The following is a 14,172-nucleotide window of genomic DNA, read 5'->3' on the forward strand; positions in this document are numbered from 1 at the left end:
CGGCCGTTTTCTGTTTGTCGGCGCCCCTCGAATCCTTGCGAGCGGTGGTATTGGGCTGTTTATTATTGGGAAGCCGTAATGATTGGCATAAAAAGCATTGCGAGCTACGTTCCTGTAGCCGGCGTGGACAATTACGCACAAGGTGCAAAATTCGAGAAGGATGAGGAATTCATCCTCGGCAAGATCGGTTCGGCCTTCCTCCCACGCAAAGACGCGGAACAGGAAACCTCCGATCTGTGCGTTGAAGCGGCCAATGCGCTGTTTGCCAACAACCCTGAATTGAAACGTGAATCCATCGATGCGCTGATCGTCGTCACCCAGAACGGTGACGAAGAAGGCCTGCCGCACACCGCGGCCATCGTCCAGGACAAACTCGGCCTGCCGACCAATGTCGCGGCGTTCGATATTTCCTTGGGCTGCTCCGGTTACGTCTACGGCATCTACGCGATCAAAGGCTTCATGGAAGCTGCCGGTCTGAAGAACGGCCTGCTGATCACCGCTGACCCGTATTCGAAGATCGTTGATCCGGAAGATCGCAACACCACCATGTTGTTCGGCGACGCCGCCACCGCCACCTGGATGGGCGAAGACCCGGTCTGGGCGCTGGGCAAGGCCAAGTTCGGTACTGACGGTTCCGGCGCACCGCACCTGAAAGTCACCGATGGCGTGTTCTTCATGAATGGTCGTCAGGTGTTCAACTTCGCGCTGCTCAAAGTGCCGGCGCACTTGCACGAACTGCTCGACGATTCCGGTCTGAAAGCCGATGACATCGATGCCTTCTGCATTCACCAGGGCAGTGCGGCGATTGTCGATGCCGTGGCGCGACGCTTCGAAGGCGAGCCGGAGAAGTTCATCAAGGACATGGTCGAGACCGGCAACACCGTGTCGTCAAGTGTGCCGCTGCTGCTGGAAAAACACGTGATGGATTCCGACTGGAACCGCATCGCGATCAGTGGTTTCGGTGTCGGTCTGTCGTGGGGTTCGGCGATTATTTATCGTCCTTGAATCCGCTAAGAACGACGGATACAAAAATAGCGTTCAAGGGTTAACCTTGAACGCTATTTTTTTGCCTGAAGGGAGCGCGAGGCGCCATGAGTGAGTTTTTCCAGGCCAATGCTGAAGTCGTCGAGCGACGCTGGCCGGCGCTGTTCGCACGATTGCTGAACGAAGACAGTTCTGCGATTGAGGCCGAGCTGACGCAAGGGCTGGGCTCGACGCTGAGCATTGGCGGCATTCAGCTCACCAGCCGGCATGATCGTGTCCGCGAGGCGCAGATTCAGGCCGCCAGCCTGCCGGCGGACAAGCCGCAACTGCATGTCTACGGCACCGGCCTCGGGGATTTGCCCGCGGTGCTGCTGGAGCGCGCCGGGCTTGAGCGCTTGTATGTGCACATTCTCAATGGCGCGCTGTTTGCCCTGGTGCTGCAACTGCTCGATCAGCGTGAGTGGCTGCAGGATCCGCGAGTTGAATTGCTCTACGCCGGCGACCTGCCCGACATCTGCACGCCATTCTTTGCATTGCCTGCCGAAATGCTGCTGGCCGATGACTTCAACGCGAAGATTCGTGATCGACTGGTCAGCGAAGTGCACCTGAGTTTCAACAACCGTGAGTTCGATCCGCAGTCACCGTTCATTCAACAGCGTCTGCAGGATTGCTTGCCGGTATTACTCGCTGACGATGATGTGGCGACGCTGTTCGGCACCTGCACCGGTCGGGAGGTCTATGTGATCGGCACCGGGCCGACCCTTGAGTATCATTTCGAGCGACTTGCCGCGATTCGCGAGCAAGACGAGCGCCCGCTGTTCATTTGCGTCGATACCGCTTACCGCCCGCTGCGTGAGCACGGGATCGTGCCCGACTACGTGGTGAGCATCGATCAGCGCATCAGTTTCCGGCATTTGCCATTCGAGGAGTCCGACGGCATCCCGCTGGTGTATCTGCCCATGAGTGATCCTGAGGTGCTGCGGGCATGGAAGGGCAAGCGCTACGGCGGCTATTCGCTGAGTCCAGTCTATGCGGCGTTGCGTGAGCAGCACCCGAGAGCGCTGCTGCATGTGGGCGGCAGTGTGATTCATCCGGCTGTGGATCTGGCGGTGAAGATGGGCGCTGCACGCATCACGCTGTTCGGTGCCGATTTTGCCTTCCCGATGAACAAGACCCATGCCGGCTGGGATGACGGTGACCTGGGGCCGTCGGTGAATCAGGCGCGGCACTGGGTGCGTGACGGGTATGGCCAGCGCGTCAGTACCCAGCTCAATTTTCGCGGTTATCTGTGCGTGCTGGAGCGATACATCGCAAGTCAGCCGCAGGTGGCGTTTTTCAACAGCAGCCGCGCGGGGGCACAGATTGCCGGTACCTCGTTCAATCAGGAGTTCGTGCAATGAGTGCGTTGCCAGGCTGGGTAGAGGAATGCCACCAGTGCGCCGGGCTGTTTCGCTTGGGGCGTGATGTCGAGGCCGCGTTGACCATGGTCGATGTGTTCGAGGGCGCGCAGCAGTCATTGCTGTCGGCCGGCACGCAGACGCAGCAAGTCTGGGCGCAATTGCTCGCACAAATGCTCGAGTGCCAGGAGCGTCAGGACTGGCTGGGACTTGCCGATTTCATGGAGTACGAGTTGATTCAATTGCTGGAAGAATCGTCCGCCTGAAGAGGAGCGAAGGCGCTGGCCCGCCGGTTTGCGCCACGGACGGTTTTATGACGTCATTTTTTCGAAGGTGAAGTGCTGCTAAGTCTTTGTTTTCTAGGGGGTGGCAGGGTGATGGCAAATTTTTTCAAAAAAGCCCTCAAGCAACCTGCAAACCCGACGATAACTATTACGAAGGTTCTCTAGGCCATACCCGGCGGTTGCCAGGGCCGGAAGCCGCAGTACCCAACCAACGAGGAATTCGTCATGGCTTTAACAGTAAACACCAACACCACGTCGTTGAACGTTCAGAAAAACCTGAACCGCGCTTCCGACGCTCTGTCGACTTCGATGCAGCGCCTGTCTTCCGGCCTGAAAATCAACAGCGCTAAAGACGACGCCGCTGGCCTGCAGATCTCCAACCGTATGTCTTCCCAGATCCGCGGTAACACCCAGGCAATCCAGAACGCCAACGACGGTATCTCCGTTGCCCAGACCGCTGAAGGCGCTCTGCAAGCTACTACCGACATTCTGCAGCGTATGCGTGAACTGGCTGTTAAAGCACGTAACGGTACCAACGGCACTGCTGACCAGACCGCTACCAACGCTGAATTCGCTCAGATGTCCGACGAGATCACCCGTATCTCGGCTTCGACCAACCTGAACGGCAAAAACCTGCTGGACGGTTCGGCTGGTACTGTAACCCTGCAAGTGGGTGCAAACACCGGTTCGGCTAACCACATCGACCTGGTACTGAGCTCCAAGTTCGACGCCGTCAGCCTGTCGGTTGGTAGCGGTACTCTGTCCCTGACCGGTGCTACCGTAACTGGCGCTTCGCAGAACATCGACAACGCGATCACTGCAATCGACGCCGCTATCGCTGCAATCGGTGCAACTCGTGCCAGCCTGGGTGCTTCGCAAAACCGTCTGACCAGCACCATTCAGAACTTGCAGAACATCACCGAGAACACCACTGCTGCACAAGGTCGCGTACAAGATACCGACTTCGCCGCAGAGACTGCTAACCTGACCAAGCAGCAAACCCTGCAACAGGCTTCGACCTCTGTTCTGGCTCAAGCCAACCAACTGCCTTCCGCTGTACTGAAGCTGCTTCAGTAATTTCGGAATGAGTTTTAGCGGGGGAGTGCGCTTGCGTGCTCTCTCGCTTTTTACGTTATGAGGTGATGAGCATGGACATGAGCGTCAAGCTTAACGTGTCTTATCCGGCTCCCAAGCCAGCCAGTACCGTTACCGACAAGCCGTCGGAAACCAAGCCTCAGACCGTTGATGCTGTTCCTGCCTCGAAAAAGAGCCAGGAAGCAGATGAAACCAAGCTGAAGCTGGCGGTGCAGGAGATCGAGAAGTTCGTTCAGTCGATCAAGCGCAATCTGGAATTTTCGATCGACGAGCATTCCGGCAAGGTCATCGTCAAGGTGATCGCAAGCGAGACGGGCGAGGTCGTACGACAGATCCCCTCCGCAGAAGCCCTGAAGCTGGCAGACAGCCTCGCCAACGCAAGTCACGTGTTGTTCGACGCCAAAGTCTGATAGCTGGCATGAATAGTGTTTGAAGTTCTTTAGGCGCAGGTATTGGTCAAAAGACTGGCAACAACCCAAGGGAGATGCACATGGCAAGTCCAATTTTACCGGGTTCGGGCCTGGGTTCCGGCCTGGACATCGGTGCGATCGTTACTGCGCTGGTCAACGCTGACAAATCGCCGAAGCAGACGCAGATCGATAACCAGACCAAAACCAACACGCTGAAAATTTCCGGTGTGGGTGCTCTGAAGAGCGCGCTGACCACCTTTCAGGCGGCATTGGCCACTCTGGGCAGCAAGACCAATCCCGCATTCGCCGGCTACACGGCGACATCGAGCGTGCCTGGAACGCTGACTGTAACTTCCGATAACACTGCGGTTTCGGGCTCTTACAGCGTTGTCGTGAAAGAACTGGCTACCGGTTCGAAGGTCGCCTCTGCAGCCTTTGCCGGCGGTGCATCCAGTGCCATTCCGAGTGGTACCCTGAAAATCAGTCAGAATGGCACTGATTACAATGTCACCATCCCGGCCAATGCGACCTTGCAGAGCACGCGTGATGCGATCAACAAGGCTCAGGGCAGTAATGGTATTTCCGCCAACATCGTGACCGACGCCACTGGCGCCTCTCGTCTGGTGATCGGTTCGAACAAGACCGGTGCGGGTTCCGATCTCACTGTCAGCGGTATTGCCGGTCTGGAAATCGATGGCACCAAAGTCATGTCGGCTACGCCGGCGGCAGGTGATTCCGGTTCCGTGGGCGCGCTCGCCAAGGATGCGTCCCTGACCATCGATGGCCTGGCAGTCACCAGCAAGAGCAATACGGTTACCGGTGCGATCAGCGGCATGACCCTGAATCTGGTCGCTGCCAGCGCGACGCCGTCCACGGTTACCGTTGATACCAATACCAAAGGGCTGCAGACGTCGCTTCAGCAGTTCGTCGATGCCTACAATTCGCTCAAGACCACCGTTGACAGCCTGTCCAAGGCCACGCCGGATGAAGACGGCAAGCTGACCGTGCAGGCGGCGTTCACTGGCGATTCCTTGCCGCGTTCGTTGATCGCGAGCATTCGCGCCGAGTTTACCGGCGCGGGCGCGGGTGGCTCGATGGCCTATCTGTCGGAAGTGGGCATCATGACCGACTCCATTACCGGTAACCTGAAGCTCGACACCACTGCCTTCAACAAGGCCATGGCGGCTCCGGGGGCAACGGGTCAGGTACAGCAGTTGTTCAGTGGTACCAATGACACCAACGGTCTGCTGGCGCGCATGAGCAAGGCGGTTGACCCGTACCTCAAGACATCGGCCGACGGCAAGACTCAAGGTCTGCTGGATCAGCGACTGACGATCCTGAATGCCAATAGCCGGACGATCACCGATCAGCAAAAAGCGCTGGATGTCCGTGTGGCCAACCTGACCAAGACGTTGACTGCCAAGTACAACGCCATGGACTTGCTGGTAGGGCAGATGAAGGCGACGGCGAGCAACATTACGTCGTTCTTCAGCTCGCTGAACGCTCAGCAATCCGCGAAGTAACATGCAAAAACGACAAAAACCCGGCTACGCTTTCGAGCGTGCGCCGGGTTTTTGTCTTATGGTCTAAAGTTTTTCGACTCGCTGGCGATACACTGTTCATACGAGTCATTGTGGCAAATGAGGTAGAACATGAATCCGATGTTAGCCCTTCGGCAATACCAGAAAGTAGGTGCGCACGCTCAGACCTCTGAAGCGAGCCCTCATCGCCTGGTGCAAATGCTGATGGAAGGCGGTCTGGACCGTATCGCCCAGGCCAAAGGTGCGATCGAGCGCAAGGACATTCCTGCCAAGTGCACGTCGATCAGCAAGGCCATCGGTATCGTCAGCGGACTGCGTGAAGGACTGGATCTGGAAAATTCCGCGGATACGCTGGCTGATCTGGACGGTCTGTATATCTACATGATGAAGCGTCTCGCCGAGGCGAACATCAGTAGCGATCCGCGCATTCTTGATGAGGTTGCCGGCTTGCTGAGCACCGTCAAAGAAGGCTGGGATGCGATCGCGCCTGCGCCCGCTCCGCAGTTCTGAGGAGATCACCATGAGTCTTGTATTGCAGCGAATCGAAGAAACCCGGGCAGCGTTGGTCGGAGCACTGGCCGAGCGCAACTGGGAGGCCATCGGTCAACTGGATCTCGATTGCCGTTCCTGCATGGAAGATGTCTTGAGTGAGGCTTCGGTGGACGAGGTCGCATTGCGCGACAACCTCGAGGAGTTGCTGCATGTCTACAAGCAGCTGCTTGAAGTCGCCATGGGTGAGCGTCAGGCGATAGTCGACGAGATGTCGCAGATCACCCAAGCGCAGAACGCGGCAAAGGTTTACCATCTGTTTGGTTAATTAACCCCCAGTTAATCCAGACATGTGCGCCATAAATTTGACTGTGCACGGTTTTTTGACTTAACTAGTGGCTGTTTTCAGATTTCAGGCGTCTACAGGCACAAGGTGTCCTGCAAGCGTCTCGCTTGCCCCTCATTTTGGGCATTGAGTTGACTAGGGAAGTTGCTATTGCATGTGGCGTGAAACCAAAATTCTGCTGATCGATGACGATAGCGTCCGCCGCCGCGACCTGGCGGTGATCTTAAATTTTCTTGGCGAAGAAAATTTACCCTGCGGAAGCCATGACTGGCAGCAGGCAGTCGGCTCTTTGTCGTCTAGTCGTGAGGTCATTTGCGTACTGATCGGGACGGTCAATGCTCCTGGTGCGCTTTTGGGCTTGCTAAAGACACTCTCAACCTGGGATGAGTTCCTTCCGGTTTTGCTGATGGGCGATAATTCTTCGGTGGACCTGCCCGAAGACCAACGCCGCCGGGTACTTTCGACCCTCGAAATGCCGCCGAGCTACAGCAAGCTGCTGGACTCCCTGCATCGTGCCCAGGTCTATCGCGAGATGTACGACCAGGCCCGCGAGCGCGGCCGGCATCGCGAACCCAACCTGTTCCGCAGTCTCGTCGGCACCAGTCGCGCGATTCAGCACGTGCGTCAGATGATGCAGCAAGTGGCCGACACCGACGCCAGCGTCCTGATCCTCGGCGAGTCCGGGACCGGCAAGGAAGTGGTTGCGCGCAACCTGCATTACCATTCCAAGCGTCGTGACGCGCCATTCGTACCGGTCAACTGCGGGGCGATCCCGGCCGAGTTGCTGGAAAGCGAACTGTTCGGCCACGAGAAGGGCGCCTTCACCGGCGCGATCACCAGCCGTGCCGGCCGCTTCGAGCTGGCCAACGGCGGTACGCTGTTCCTCGACGAAATCGGCGACATGCCGCTGCCGATGCAGGTCAAGCTGCTGCGCGTGTTGCAGGAGCGCACCTTCGAGCGCGTGGGCAGCAACAAGACCCAAAGCGTCGACGTGCGCATCATCGCCGCGACTCACAAGAATCTCGAAAGCATGATCGAGATCGGCACCTTCCGCGAAGACCTCTACTATCGCCTGAACGTGTTCCCGATCGAGATGGCGCCGCTGCGTGAGCGCGTCGAAGACATTCCGTTGCTGATGAACGAGCTGATCTCGCGCATGGAGCACGAGAAGCGCGGTTCGATCCGCTTCAACTCCGCCGCCATCATGTCCCTTTGCCGCCATGGCTGGCCGGGCAACGTCCGCGAGCTGGCCAACCTGGTGGAGCGCATGGCGATCATGCATCCGTACGGGGTGATCGGCGTGGTCGAGTTGCCGAAGAAATTCCGCTACGTCGACGACGAAGACGAGCAAATGGTCGACAGCCTGCGCAGCGACCTGGAAGAGCGCGTGGCGATCAACGGCCACACGCCGGACTTCACCGCCAACGCCATGCTGCCGCCGGAAGGTCTCGACCTGAAGGACTACCTCGGTGGTCTGGAGCAAGGCTTGATCCAGCAGGCGCTGGACGACGCCAACGGCATCGTGGCCCGCGCCGCCGAACGCCTGCGCATTCGCCGCACCACGCTTGTGGAAAAGATGCGCAAGTACGGCATGAGCCGTCGTGAAGGTGATGAACAGGCGGATGATTGACGCCTGTTTTTCAACTGCTTCATCTATAAGCGGTTTTTTTTAGGCACGGGTATTGCTACGTCCCTCGCAACGTTCCGTTTAACTGACGGTCAGCCAAGCGAGAGAGCACAATGCCCCAAGCCTCCCAGATGTCTTCTGTTCCCGAGTCCTCGGGGCAACTGCCGTCCGTAGAGCAGGCGAGCCGCCAGGGGCTTGAGCAGGCATTCGCCCTGTTCAACCAGATGTCGAGCCAGTTGACCGACTCCTACAGCATGCTCGAAGCCCGGGTCACCGAGCTCAAGGGCGAGCTGGCCGTAGTCAGCGCCCAACGCATGCAGGAACTGGCGGAAAAAGAACGCCTGGCCAACCGTCTGCAAAACCTCCTCGATCTGTTGCCTGGCGGCGTCATCGTCATCGACGGTCACGGCATCGTGTGCGAGGCCAATCCGGCCGCCATCGATCTGCTGGGCCTGCCTCTGGAAGGCGAGCTGTGGCGCCATGTCATCGCCCGTTGCTTCGCGCCTCGTGAAGATGACGGCCACGAAATTTCCTTGAAGAACGGTCGACGCCTGTCGATTGCCACCCGCTCGCTGGATGCCGAGCCGGGGCAGTTGGTGCTGCTCAACGACCTGACTGAAACCCGTCACTTGCAGGATCAACTGGCGCGTCACGAGCGACTGTCGTCCCTGGGCCGGATGGTTGCGTCGCTGGCGCATCAGATCCGTACGCCATTGTCCGCCGCCTTGCTGTACGCCAGTCATTTGACCGAGCAGGAATTGCCGGTCGCCACCCAGCAGCGTTTCGCCGGTCGCCTCAAAGAGCGTCTGCACGAGCTCGAGCATCAGGTGCGCGACATGCTGGTGTTCGCTCGCGGAGAATTGCCGCTGACCGATCGCATCACGCCCAATACCTTGATGCAGTCGTTGCAGGCCGCGGCGCTGACCCATGTGCAGGATCTGCCGATCCGCTGGCAGTGCGACAGCCATGCCGGTGAGTTGCTGTGCAATCGCGACACGCTGGTCGGCGCTTTGCTCAATCTGATTGAAAACGCCATTCAGGCGAGTGCCGGCGAGGTACGTCTGAAGGTGCATTGCTATACCCGCGACAACACCCTGCGTTTGTGTGTCAGTGACAGCGGTAGCGGTATTGATGCGGCGGTGCTGGCGCGGCTGGGCGAGCCGTTTTTCACCACCAAGGTTACCGGGACCGGCCTGGGCCTGACCGTGGTCAAGGCCGTGGCACGTGCGCATCAGGGAGAATTGCAGCTGCGTTCGCGGGTCGGGCGCGGTACGTGCGCGCAGGTCATCCTGCCGTTGTTTTCTGCTGTACAGGGAGCTGAGTGAAGGTCATGGGCATCAAGGTTCTGCTGGTCGAGGATGACCGCTCGTTGCGCGAAGCGCTGGCCGATACGCTGTTGCTGGCCGGTCACGACTATCACGCGGTGGGTTCGGCCGAAGAGGCGCTGAACGCCGTCGAGCGCGAAGCGTTCAGTCTGGTGGTCAGCGACGTCAACATGCCGGGCATGGATGGTCATCAATTGCTCGGCCTGCTGCGCGCGCGACAACCGCAATTGCCGGTGCTACTGATGACCGCCCATGGCGCGGTCGAGCGCGCGGTCGATGCGATGCGTCAAGGCGCGGCGGATTATCTGGTCAAGCCGTTCGAGCCCAAGGCTCTGCTGGATCTGGTGGCGCGTCACGCCTTGGGCAGCCTTGGCGTGAGTGATACCGAAGGCCCGGTCGCGGTCGAGCCCGCCAGCGCTCAATTGCTGGATCTGGCAGCGCGGGTCGCGCGCAGTGATTCCACCGTGCTGATTTCCGGCGAGTCCGGCACCGGCAAGGAAGTGCTGGCGCGCTACATCCACCAGCAATCCCATCGCGCCAGTCAGCCGTTCATTGCGATCAACTGTGCGGCGATCCCCGACAACATGCTCGAAGCCACCCTGTTCGGTCACGAAAAAGGCTCGTTCACCGGCGCCATCGCGGCCCAGGCCGGCAAGTTCGAACAGGCGGACGGCGGCACCATTCTGCTCGACGAAATTTCCGAAATGCCTCTGGGCCTGCAAGCCAAGCTGCTGCGGGTGTTGCAGGAGCGGGAAGTGGAGCGGGTCGGCGCCCGCAAGCCGATCACTCTGGATATCCGCGTGGTAGCGACCACCAACCGTGATCTGGCCGGCGAAGTCGCGGCGGGGCGATTCCGTGAAGACCTCTATTATCGTCTGTCGGTATTTCCGCTGGCCTGGCGTCCGTTGCGCGAGCGCACCGCCGATATCCTGCCGCTGGCCGAGCGTCTGTTGGCCAAACACGTCAATAAAATGAAGCACGCGATGGCGAAGTTCTCGCCCGAGGCGCAAGCGTGCCTGATCGGTTATCCGTGGCCGGGCAACGTGCGCGAGCTGGATAACGCGGTCCAGCGGGCCTTGATTCTCCAGCAGGGCGGGTTGATCCAGCCGCAGGATTTCTGTCTCTCCGGGCCTGCGCTGTTCGCCCCGTTGCCGTCGGTTGTGCCGGTTGCGCCGGTCATTCGTGAAGTCGAAATCGAGGCGGATTCGGCCGGTGCGCTGGGCGATGACCTGCGTCGCCGCGAGTTCCAGATGATCATCGACACCCTGCGTACCGAACGCGGTCGACGCAAGGAAGCCGCCGAAAAACTCGGCATCAGCCCGCGCACCCTGCGTTACAAACTGGCGCAAATGCGCGATGCGGGCATGGATGTCGAAGGCTACCTGTTCGCCACCTGACGGGTGGCGCAAACGTTTGAAACGGCTTTTCTGAAAGCGGTGCCCATGAGCTGGCACCGTTGTTGCTAACACCTGAGTACCCGCCGAGTGAGTGTCAAAAAATTGCGGGCCGCCCAAGAGAGTAGACCATGAGCCAAGGTATTGAATTTAATCGGTTGATGATGGACATGAAGGCCATGCAAATGGACGCCATGTCGAAGCCGAAATCGATTGCCGCTGCCCCTGAAGTGGCAGGCAGCAGCTTTTCCGACATGCTCGGTCAGGCCATCAACAAAGTCAGTGATACCCAGCAGGCGTCGACTCAGTTGGCCAACGCATTTGAAATCGGCAAGAGCGGCGTCGATCTGACGGACGTGATGATTGCCTCGCAAAAAGCCAGCGTGTCGTTCCAGGCTCTGACCCAGGTGCGCAACAAGCTGGTTCAGGCTTATCAAGACATCATGCAGATGCCGGTTTAAGGACGAGATTGAGTCATGGCAGAAGCAGTCGCCGATAACGTTCCGGCCAAGGCCACCCCGATAGACGGCAAACCGCCGCTGTTCGGCCTGTCCTTCCTGGAAAACCTCTCCGAGATGACCGTGCTGCGTCAGGTGGGCCTGTTGGTCGGCCTGGCCGCGAGCGTGGCGATTGGCTTTGCCGTGGTGCTGTGGTCGCAGCAACCGGACTACCGGCCTCTGTACGGCAGCCTTGCCGGCATGGACGCCAAGCAGGTCATGGACACCCTGGCCTCCGCCGACATTCCCTACACCGTCGAACCGAATTCCGGCGCCTTGCTGGTCAAGGCCGATGACCTGTCCCGTGCGCGGCTCAAGCTCGCGGCCGCTGGTGTCACTCCCAGCGACGGCAACATCGGTTTTGAAATCCTCGACAAGGAACAGGGTCTGGGCACCAGCCAGTTCATGGAAGCGACCCGTTATCGTCGCGGCCTCGAAGGCGAACTGGCCCGCACCATTTCCAGCCTGAACAACGTCAAGGGCGCGCGCGTTCACCTGGCGATCCCGAAAAGCTCGGTGTTCGTGCGTGACGAGCGCAAGCCAAGCGCTTCGGTACTGGTCGAGCTGTATTCCGGTCGTTCGCTGGAGCCAGGCCAGGTCGTTGCCATTATCAACCTGGTGGCAACCTCCGTTCCCGAGCTGAGCAAATCGCAGATCACCGTCGTCGACCAGAAGGGCAACCTGCTGTCGGATCAGGCGGAAAATTCCGAAATGACCATGGCCGGCAAGCAGTTCGACTACAGCCGCCGCATGGAAAGCATGCTCACCCAGCGCGTGCACAACATTCTGCAACCGGTACTGGGCAACGATCGCTACAAGGCTGAAGTTTCGGCCGACGTCGATTTCAGTGCCGTCGAATCGACCGCCGAGCAGTTCAACCCGGATCAACCGGCCCTGCGCAGCGAACAGTCGGTCAACGAACAACGCACCGCCAGCAATGGCCCGCAGGGTGTGCCGGGTGCCCTGAGCAACCAGCCACCGTCGCCGGCTTCGGCGCCGCAAACCACCGGTGGCGCAGCCGCGCCGGCGAGCATGGTGCAGCCAGGTCAGCCACTGGTTGATGCCAACGGTCAGCAGATCATGGACCCGGCCACCGGCCAGCCGATGCTCGCGCCGTACCCGGCGGACAAGCGTCAACAATCCACCAAGAACTTCGAACTCGACCGTTCCATCAGCCATACCAAACAGCAGCAGGGTCGCCTGAATCGCCTGTCGGTGTCGGTAGTGGTGGACGATCAGGTCAAGATCAACCCGGCCAACGGCGAAACGACTCGCGCGCCGTGGAGCGCCGACGAATTGGCGCGCTTCACTCGTCTGGTACAGGACGCTGTCGGCTTCGACGCCAGCCGTGGCGACAGCGTCAGCGTGATCAACATGCCGTTCTCCGCCGAGCGCGGCGAAGTGATCGCCGACATTCCGTTCTACTCCCAGCCATGGTTCTGGGACATCGTCAAACAAGTGCTGGGCGTGTTGTTCATCCTGGTGCTGGTGTTCGGCGTGCTGCGTCCGGTGCTCAACAACATCACCGGTGGCGGCAAAAGCAAGGAGCTGGCCGGTCTGGGCGGCGACATGGAACTCGGTGGCATGGGCGGTCTGGATGGTGAACTGTCCAACGATCGCGTCAGCCTCGGCGGTCCGACCAGCATTCTGCTGCCGAGCCCGAGCGAGGGTTATGACGCTCAGTTGAACGCAATCAAGAGTCTGGTGGCAGAAGACCCGGGTCGTGTGGCCCAGGTCGTGAAAGAGTGGATTAACGCAGATGAGTGATAACCGAGCCGCCGTCGCCAAACTGTCCCGGGTCGATAAAGCCGCGATTCTGCTGCTGTCCCTGGGTTCGACCGATGCCGCACAAGTGCTGCGCCACATGGGCCCCAAAGAGGTCCAGCGAGTCGGCGTGGCCATGGCCCAGATGGGCAACGTCCACCGTGAGCAGGTCGAGCAGGTCATGAGCGAGTTCGTCGACATCGTCGGCGATCAGACCAGCCTGGGCGTCGGCTCCGACGACTACGTGCGCAAAATGCTCACCCAGGCCCTGGGTGAAGACAAGGCCAACGGCCTGATCGACCGCATTCTGCTGGGTGGCAACACCAGTGGCCTCGACAGCCTGAAATGGATGGAGCCGCGCGCCGTTGCCGACGTGATCCGTTACGAGCACCCGCAGATCCAGGCGATCGTGGTCGCGTACCTCGATCCGGATCAGGCCGGTGAAGTGCTGGGCAACTTCGACCACAAGGTGCGTCTGGACATCATCCTGCGCGTCTCGTCGTTGAACACCGTGCAGCCGGCCGCACTGAAAGAATTGAACCAGATCCTCGAGAAGCAGTTCTCCGGCAACTCGAACGCCTCGCGCACCACCCTGGGTGGCATCAAGCGGGCGGCGGACATCATGAACTTCCTCGACAGCTCGATCGAAGGCCAGCTCATGGACTCGATCCGCGAAGTCGACGAAGACCTGTCCGGACAGATCGAAGACCTCATGTTCGTGTTCAACAACCTGGCCGATGTCGACGACCGCGGGATCCAGGCGCTGTTGCGCGAAGTCTCTTCCGATGTGCTGGTGCTGGCCCTCAAGGGTTCGGACGAAGGCGTCAAAGAGAAGATCTTCAAGAACATGTCCAAGCGTGCCGCCGAACTGCTGCGCGACGACCTCGAGGCCAAGGGCCCGGTGCGCGTCAGCGACGTGGAGACCGCGCAGAAGGAAATCCTCACCATCGCCCGCCGTATGGCCGAAGCCGGAGAAATCGTGCTCGGTGGCAAGGGCGGCGAGGAAATGATCTAAGCCC

Annotated in this window: 14 protein-coding genes; all 14 read left to right on the forward strand. The window is 59.6% G+C overall.

The annotated features are described in order from the left end of the window. Positions 1-78 precede the first annotated feature (78 nt). The 14 genes from ABFB52_RS08870 to fliG all read left to right on the forward strand — a co-directional run bounded on the left by ABFB52_RS08870 (position 79) and on the right by fliG (position 14,168). Positions 79-1,005 (forward strand): ketoacyl-ACP synthase III, encoded by a 927-nt coding sequence (locus tag ABFB52_RS08870; RefSeq protein WP_085611535.1) that lies wholly within the window; start codon positions 79-81, stop codon positions 1,003-1,005. An 86-nt stretch (positions 1,006-1,091) separates the two neighbouring features. Further along, positions 1,092-2,384, forward strand: a complete 1,293-nt coding sequence (locus tag ABFB52_RS08875) for a 6-hydroxymethylpterin diphosphokinase MptE-like protein (RefSeq protein WP_129973395.1) — start codon at positions 1,092-1,094, stop codon at positions 2,382-2,384. Continuing rightward, the gene (locus ABFB52_RS08880; protein WP_129973396.1) at positions 2,381-2,647 is read left to right on the forward strand and encodes a hypothetical protein; all 267 of its coding nucleotides are present in this window, start codon (positions 2,381-2,383) and stop codon (positions 2,645-2,647) included. The genes ABFB52_RS08875 and ABFB52_RS08880 overlap by 4 nt, the downstream gene beginning before the upstream one ends. 243 nt (positions 2,648-2,890) lie before the next feature. Beyond that, a complete protein-coding gene (locus ABFB52_RS08885) occupies positions 2,891-3,742 on the forward strand; it encodes a flagellin domain-containing protein (RefSeq protein WP_007920059.1) in 852 nt (283 codons plus the stop codon). 71 nt (positions 3,743-3,813) lie between these two features. Further along, the gene (locus ABFB52_RS08890; RefSeq protein WP_085747115.1) at positions 3,814-4,170 is read left to right on the forward strand and encodes a flagellar protein FlaG; all 357 of its coding nucleotides are present in this window, start codon (positions 3,814-3,816) and stop codon (positions 4,168-4,170) included. Positions 4,171-4,250: 80 nt separating this feature from the next. Then, positions 4,251-5,693: a flagellar filament capping protein FliD gene (fliD, locus tag ABFB52_RS08895; protein ID WP_102686042.1), complete on the forward strand. Its 1,443-nt coding sequence runs from the start codon at positions 4,251-4,253 to the stop codon at positions 5,691-5,693. Positions 5,694-5,822: 129 nt separating this feature from the next. Continuing rightward, positions 5,823-6,221: a flagellar export chaperone FliS gene (gene fliS / locus ABFB52_RS08900; RefSeq protein WP_007958302.1), complete on the forward strand. Its 399-nt coding sequence runs from the start codon at positions 5,823-5,825 to the stop codon at positions 6,219-6,221. Positions 6,222-6,231: 10 nt separating this feature from the next. Beyond that, complete coding sequence (locus ABFB52_RS08905) at positions 6,232-6,528, forward strand: hypothetical protein (protein ID WP_007958300.1); 297 nt, start codon at positions 6,232-6,234, stop codon at positions 6,526-6,528. 172 nt (positions 6,529-6,700) lie between these two features. Further along, positions 6,701-8,176, forward strand: coding sequence for a sigma-54 dependent transcriptional regulator (locus ABFB52_RS08910; protein WP_003222863.1), 1,476 nt, complete (start codon positions 6,701-6,703; stop codon positions 8,174-8,176). Between the two features lie 128 nt (positions 8,177-8,304). Further along, on the forward strand, positions 8,305-9,498 hold the full coding sequence (locus tag ABFB52_RS08915) for an ATP-binding protein (protein WP_165369548.1): 1,194 nt from the start codon (positions 8,305-8,307) through the stop codon (positions 9,496-9,498). 5 nt (positions 9,499-9,503) lie between these two features. Then, positions 9,504-10,895 (forward strand): sigma-54 dependent transcriptional regulator, encoded by a 1,392-nt coding sequence (locus ABFB52_RS08920; protein WP_134022259.1) that lies wholly within the window; start codon positions 9,504-9,506, stop codon positions 10,893-10,895. A 128-nt stretch (positions 10,896-11,023) separates the two neighbouring features. Next, positions 11,024-11,353, forward strand: a complete 330-nt coding sequence (fliE, locus tag ABFB52_RS08925) for a flagellar hook-basal body complex protein FliE (RefSeq protein WP_007958292.1) — start codon at positions 11,024-11,026, stop codon at positions 11,351-11,353. A 15-nt stretch (positions 11,354-11,368) separates the two neighbouring features. After that, positions 11,369-13,156, forward strand: coding sequence for a flagellar basal-body MS-ring/collar protein FliF (gene fliF / locus ABFB52_RS08930; RefSeq protein ID WP_007958290.1), 1,788 nt, complete (start codon positions 11,369-11,371; stop codon positions 13,154-13,156). Beyond that, entirely contained in the window at positions 13,149-14,168 is a 1,020-nt protein-coding gene (gene fliG, locus ABFB52_RS08935; RefSeq protein WP_007958288.1) for a flagellar motor switch protein FliG, read from the forward strand. Before fliF ends, fliG begins: the two co-directional genes overlap by 8 nt. The last annotated feature ends 4 nt before the right edge of the window (positions 14,169-14,172 follow it).

The organism is Pseudomonas sp. 9.2(2024) (assembly GCF_039695385.1).
GTDB lineage: Bacteria > Pseudomonadota > Gammaproteobacteria > Pseudomonadales > Pseudomonadaceae > Aquipseudomonas > Aquipseudomonas paraglycinae.

Coding starts and splice junctions, on each gene's coding strand:
- ABFB52_RS08870 (WP_085611535.1), top strand. CDS start 79: ATGATTGGCATAAAAAGCATTGCGAGCTACGTTCCTGTAGCCGGCGTG.
- ABFB52_RS08875 (WP_129973395.1), top strand. CDS start 1,092: ATGAGTGAGTTTTTCCAGGCCAATGCTGAAGTCGTCGAGCGACGCTGG.
- ABFB52_RS08880 (WP_129973396.1), top strand. CDS start 2,381: ATGAGTGCGTTGCCAGGCTGGGTAGAGGAATGCCACCAGTGCGCCGGG.
- ABFB52_RS08885 (WP_007920059.1), top strand. CDS start 2,891: ATGGCTTTAACAGTAAACACCAACACCACGTCGTTGAACGTTCAGAAA.
- ABFB52_RS08890 (WP_085747115.1), top strand. CDS start 3,814: ATGGACATGAGCGTCAAGCTTAACGTGTCTTATCCGGCTCCCAAGCCA.
- fliD (WP_102686042.1), top strand. CDS start 4,251: ATGGCAAGTCCAATTTTACCGGGTTCGGGCCTGGGTTCCGGCCTGGAC.
- fliS (WP_007958302.1), top strand. CDS start 5,823: ATGAATCCGATGTTAGCCCTTCGGCAATACCAGAAAGTAGGTGCGCAC.
- ABFB52_RS08905 (WP_007958300.1), top strand. CDS start 6,232: ATGAGTCTTGTATTGCAGCGAATCGAAGAAACCCGGGCAGCGTTGGTC.
- ABFB52_RS08910 (WP_003222863.1), top strand. CDS start 6,701: ATGTGGCGTGAAACCAAAATTCTGCTGATCGATGACGATAGCGTCCGC.
- ABFB52_RS08915 (WP_165369548.1), top strand. CDS start 8,305: ATGTCTTCTGTTCCCGAGTCCTCGGGGCAACTGCCGTCCGTAGAGCAG.
- ABFB52_RS08920 (WP_134022259.1), top strand. CDS start 9,504: ATGGGCATCAAGGTTCTGCTGGTCGAGGATGACCGCTCGTTGCGCGAA.
- fliE (WP_007958292.1), top strand. CDS start 11,024: ATGAGCCAAGGTATTGAATTTAATCGGTTGATGATGGACATGAAGGCC.
- fliF (WP_007958290.1), top strand. CDS start 11,369: ATGGCAGAAGCAGTCGCCGATAACGTTCCGGCCAAGGCCACCCCGATA.
- fliG (WP_007958288.1), top strand. CDS start 13,149: ATGAGTGATAACCGAGCCGCCGTCGCCAAACTGTCCCGGGTCGATAAA.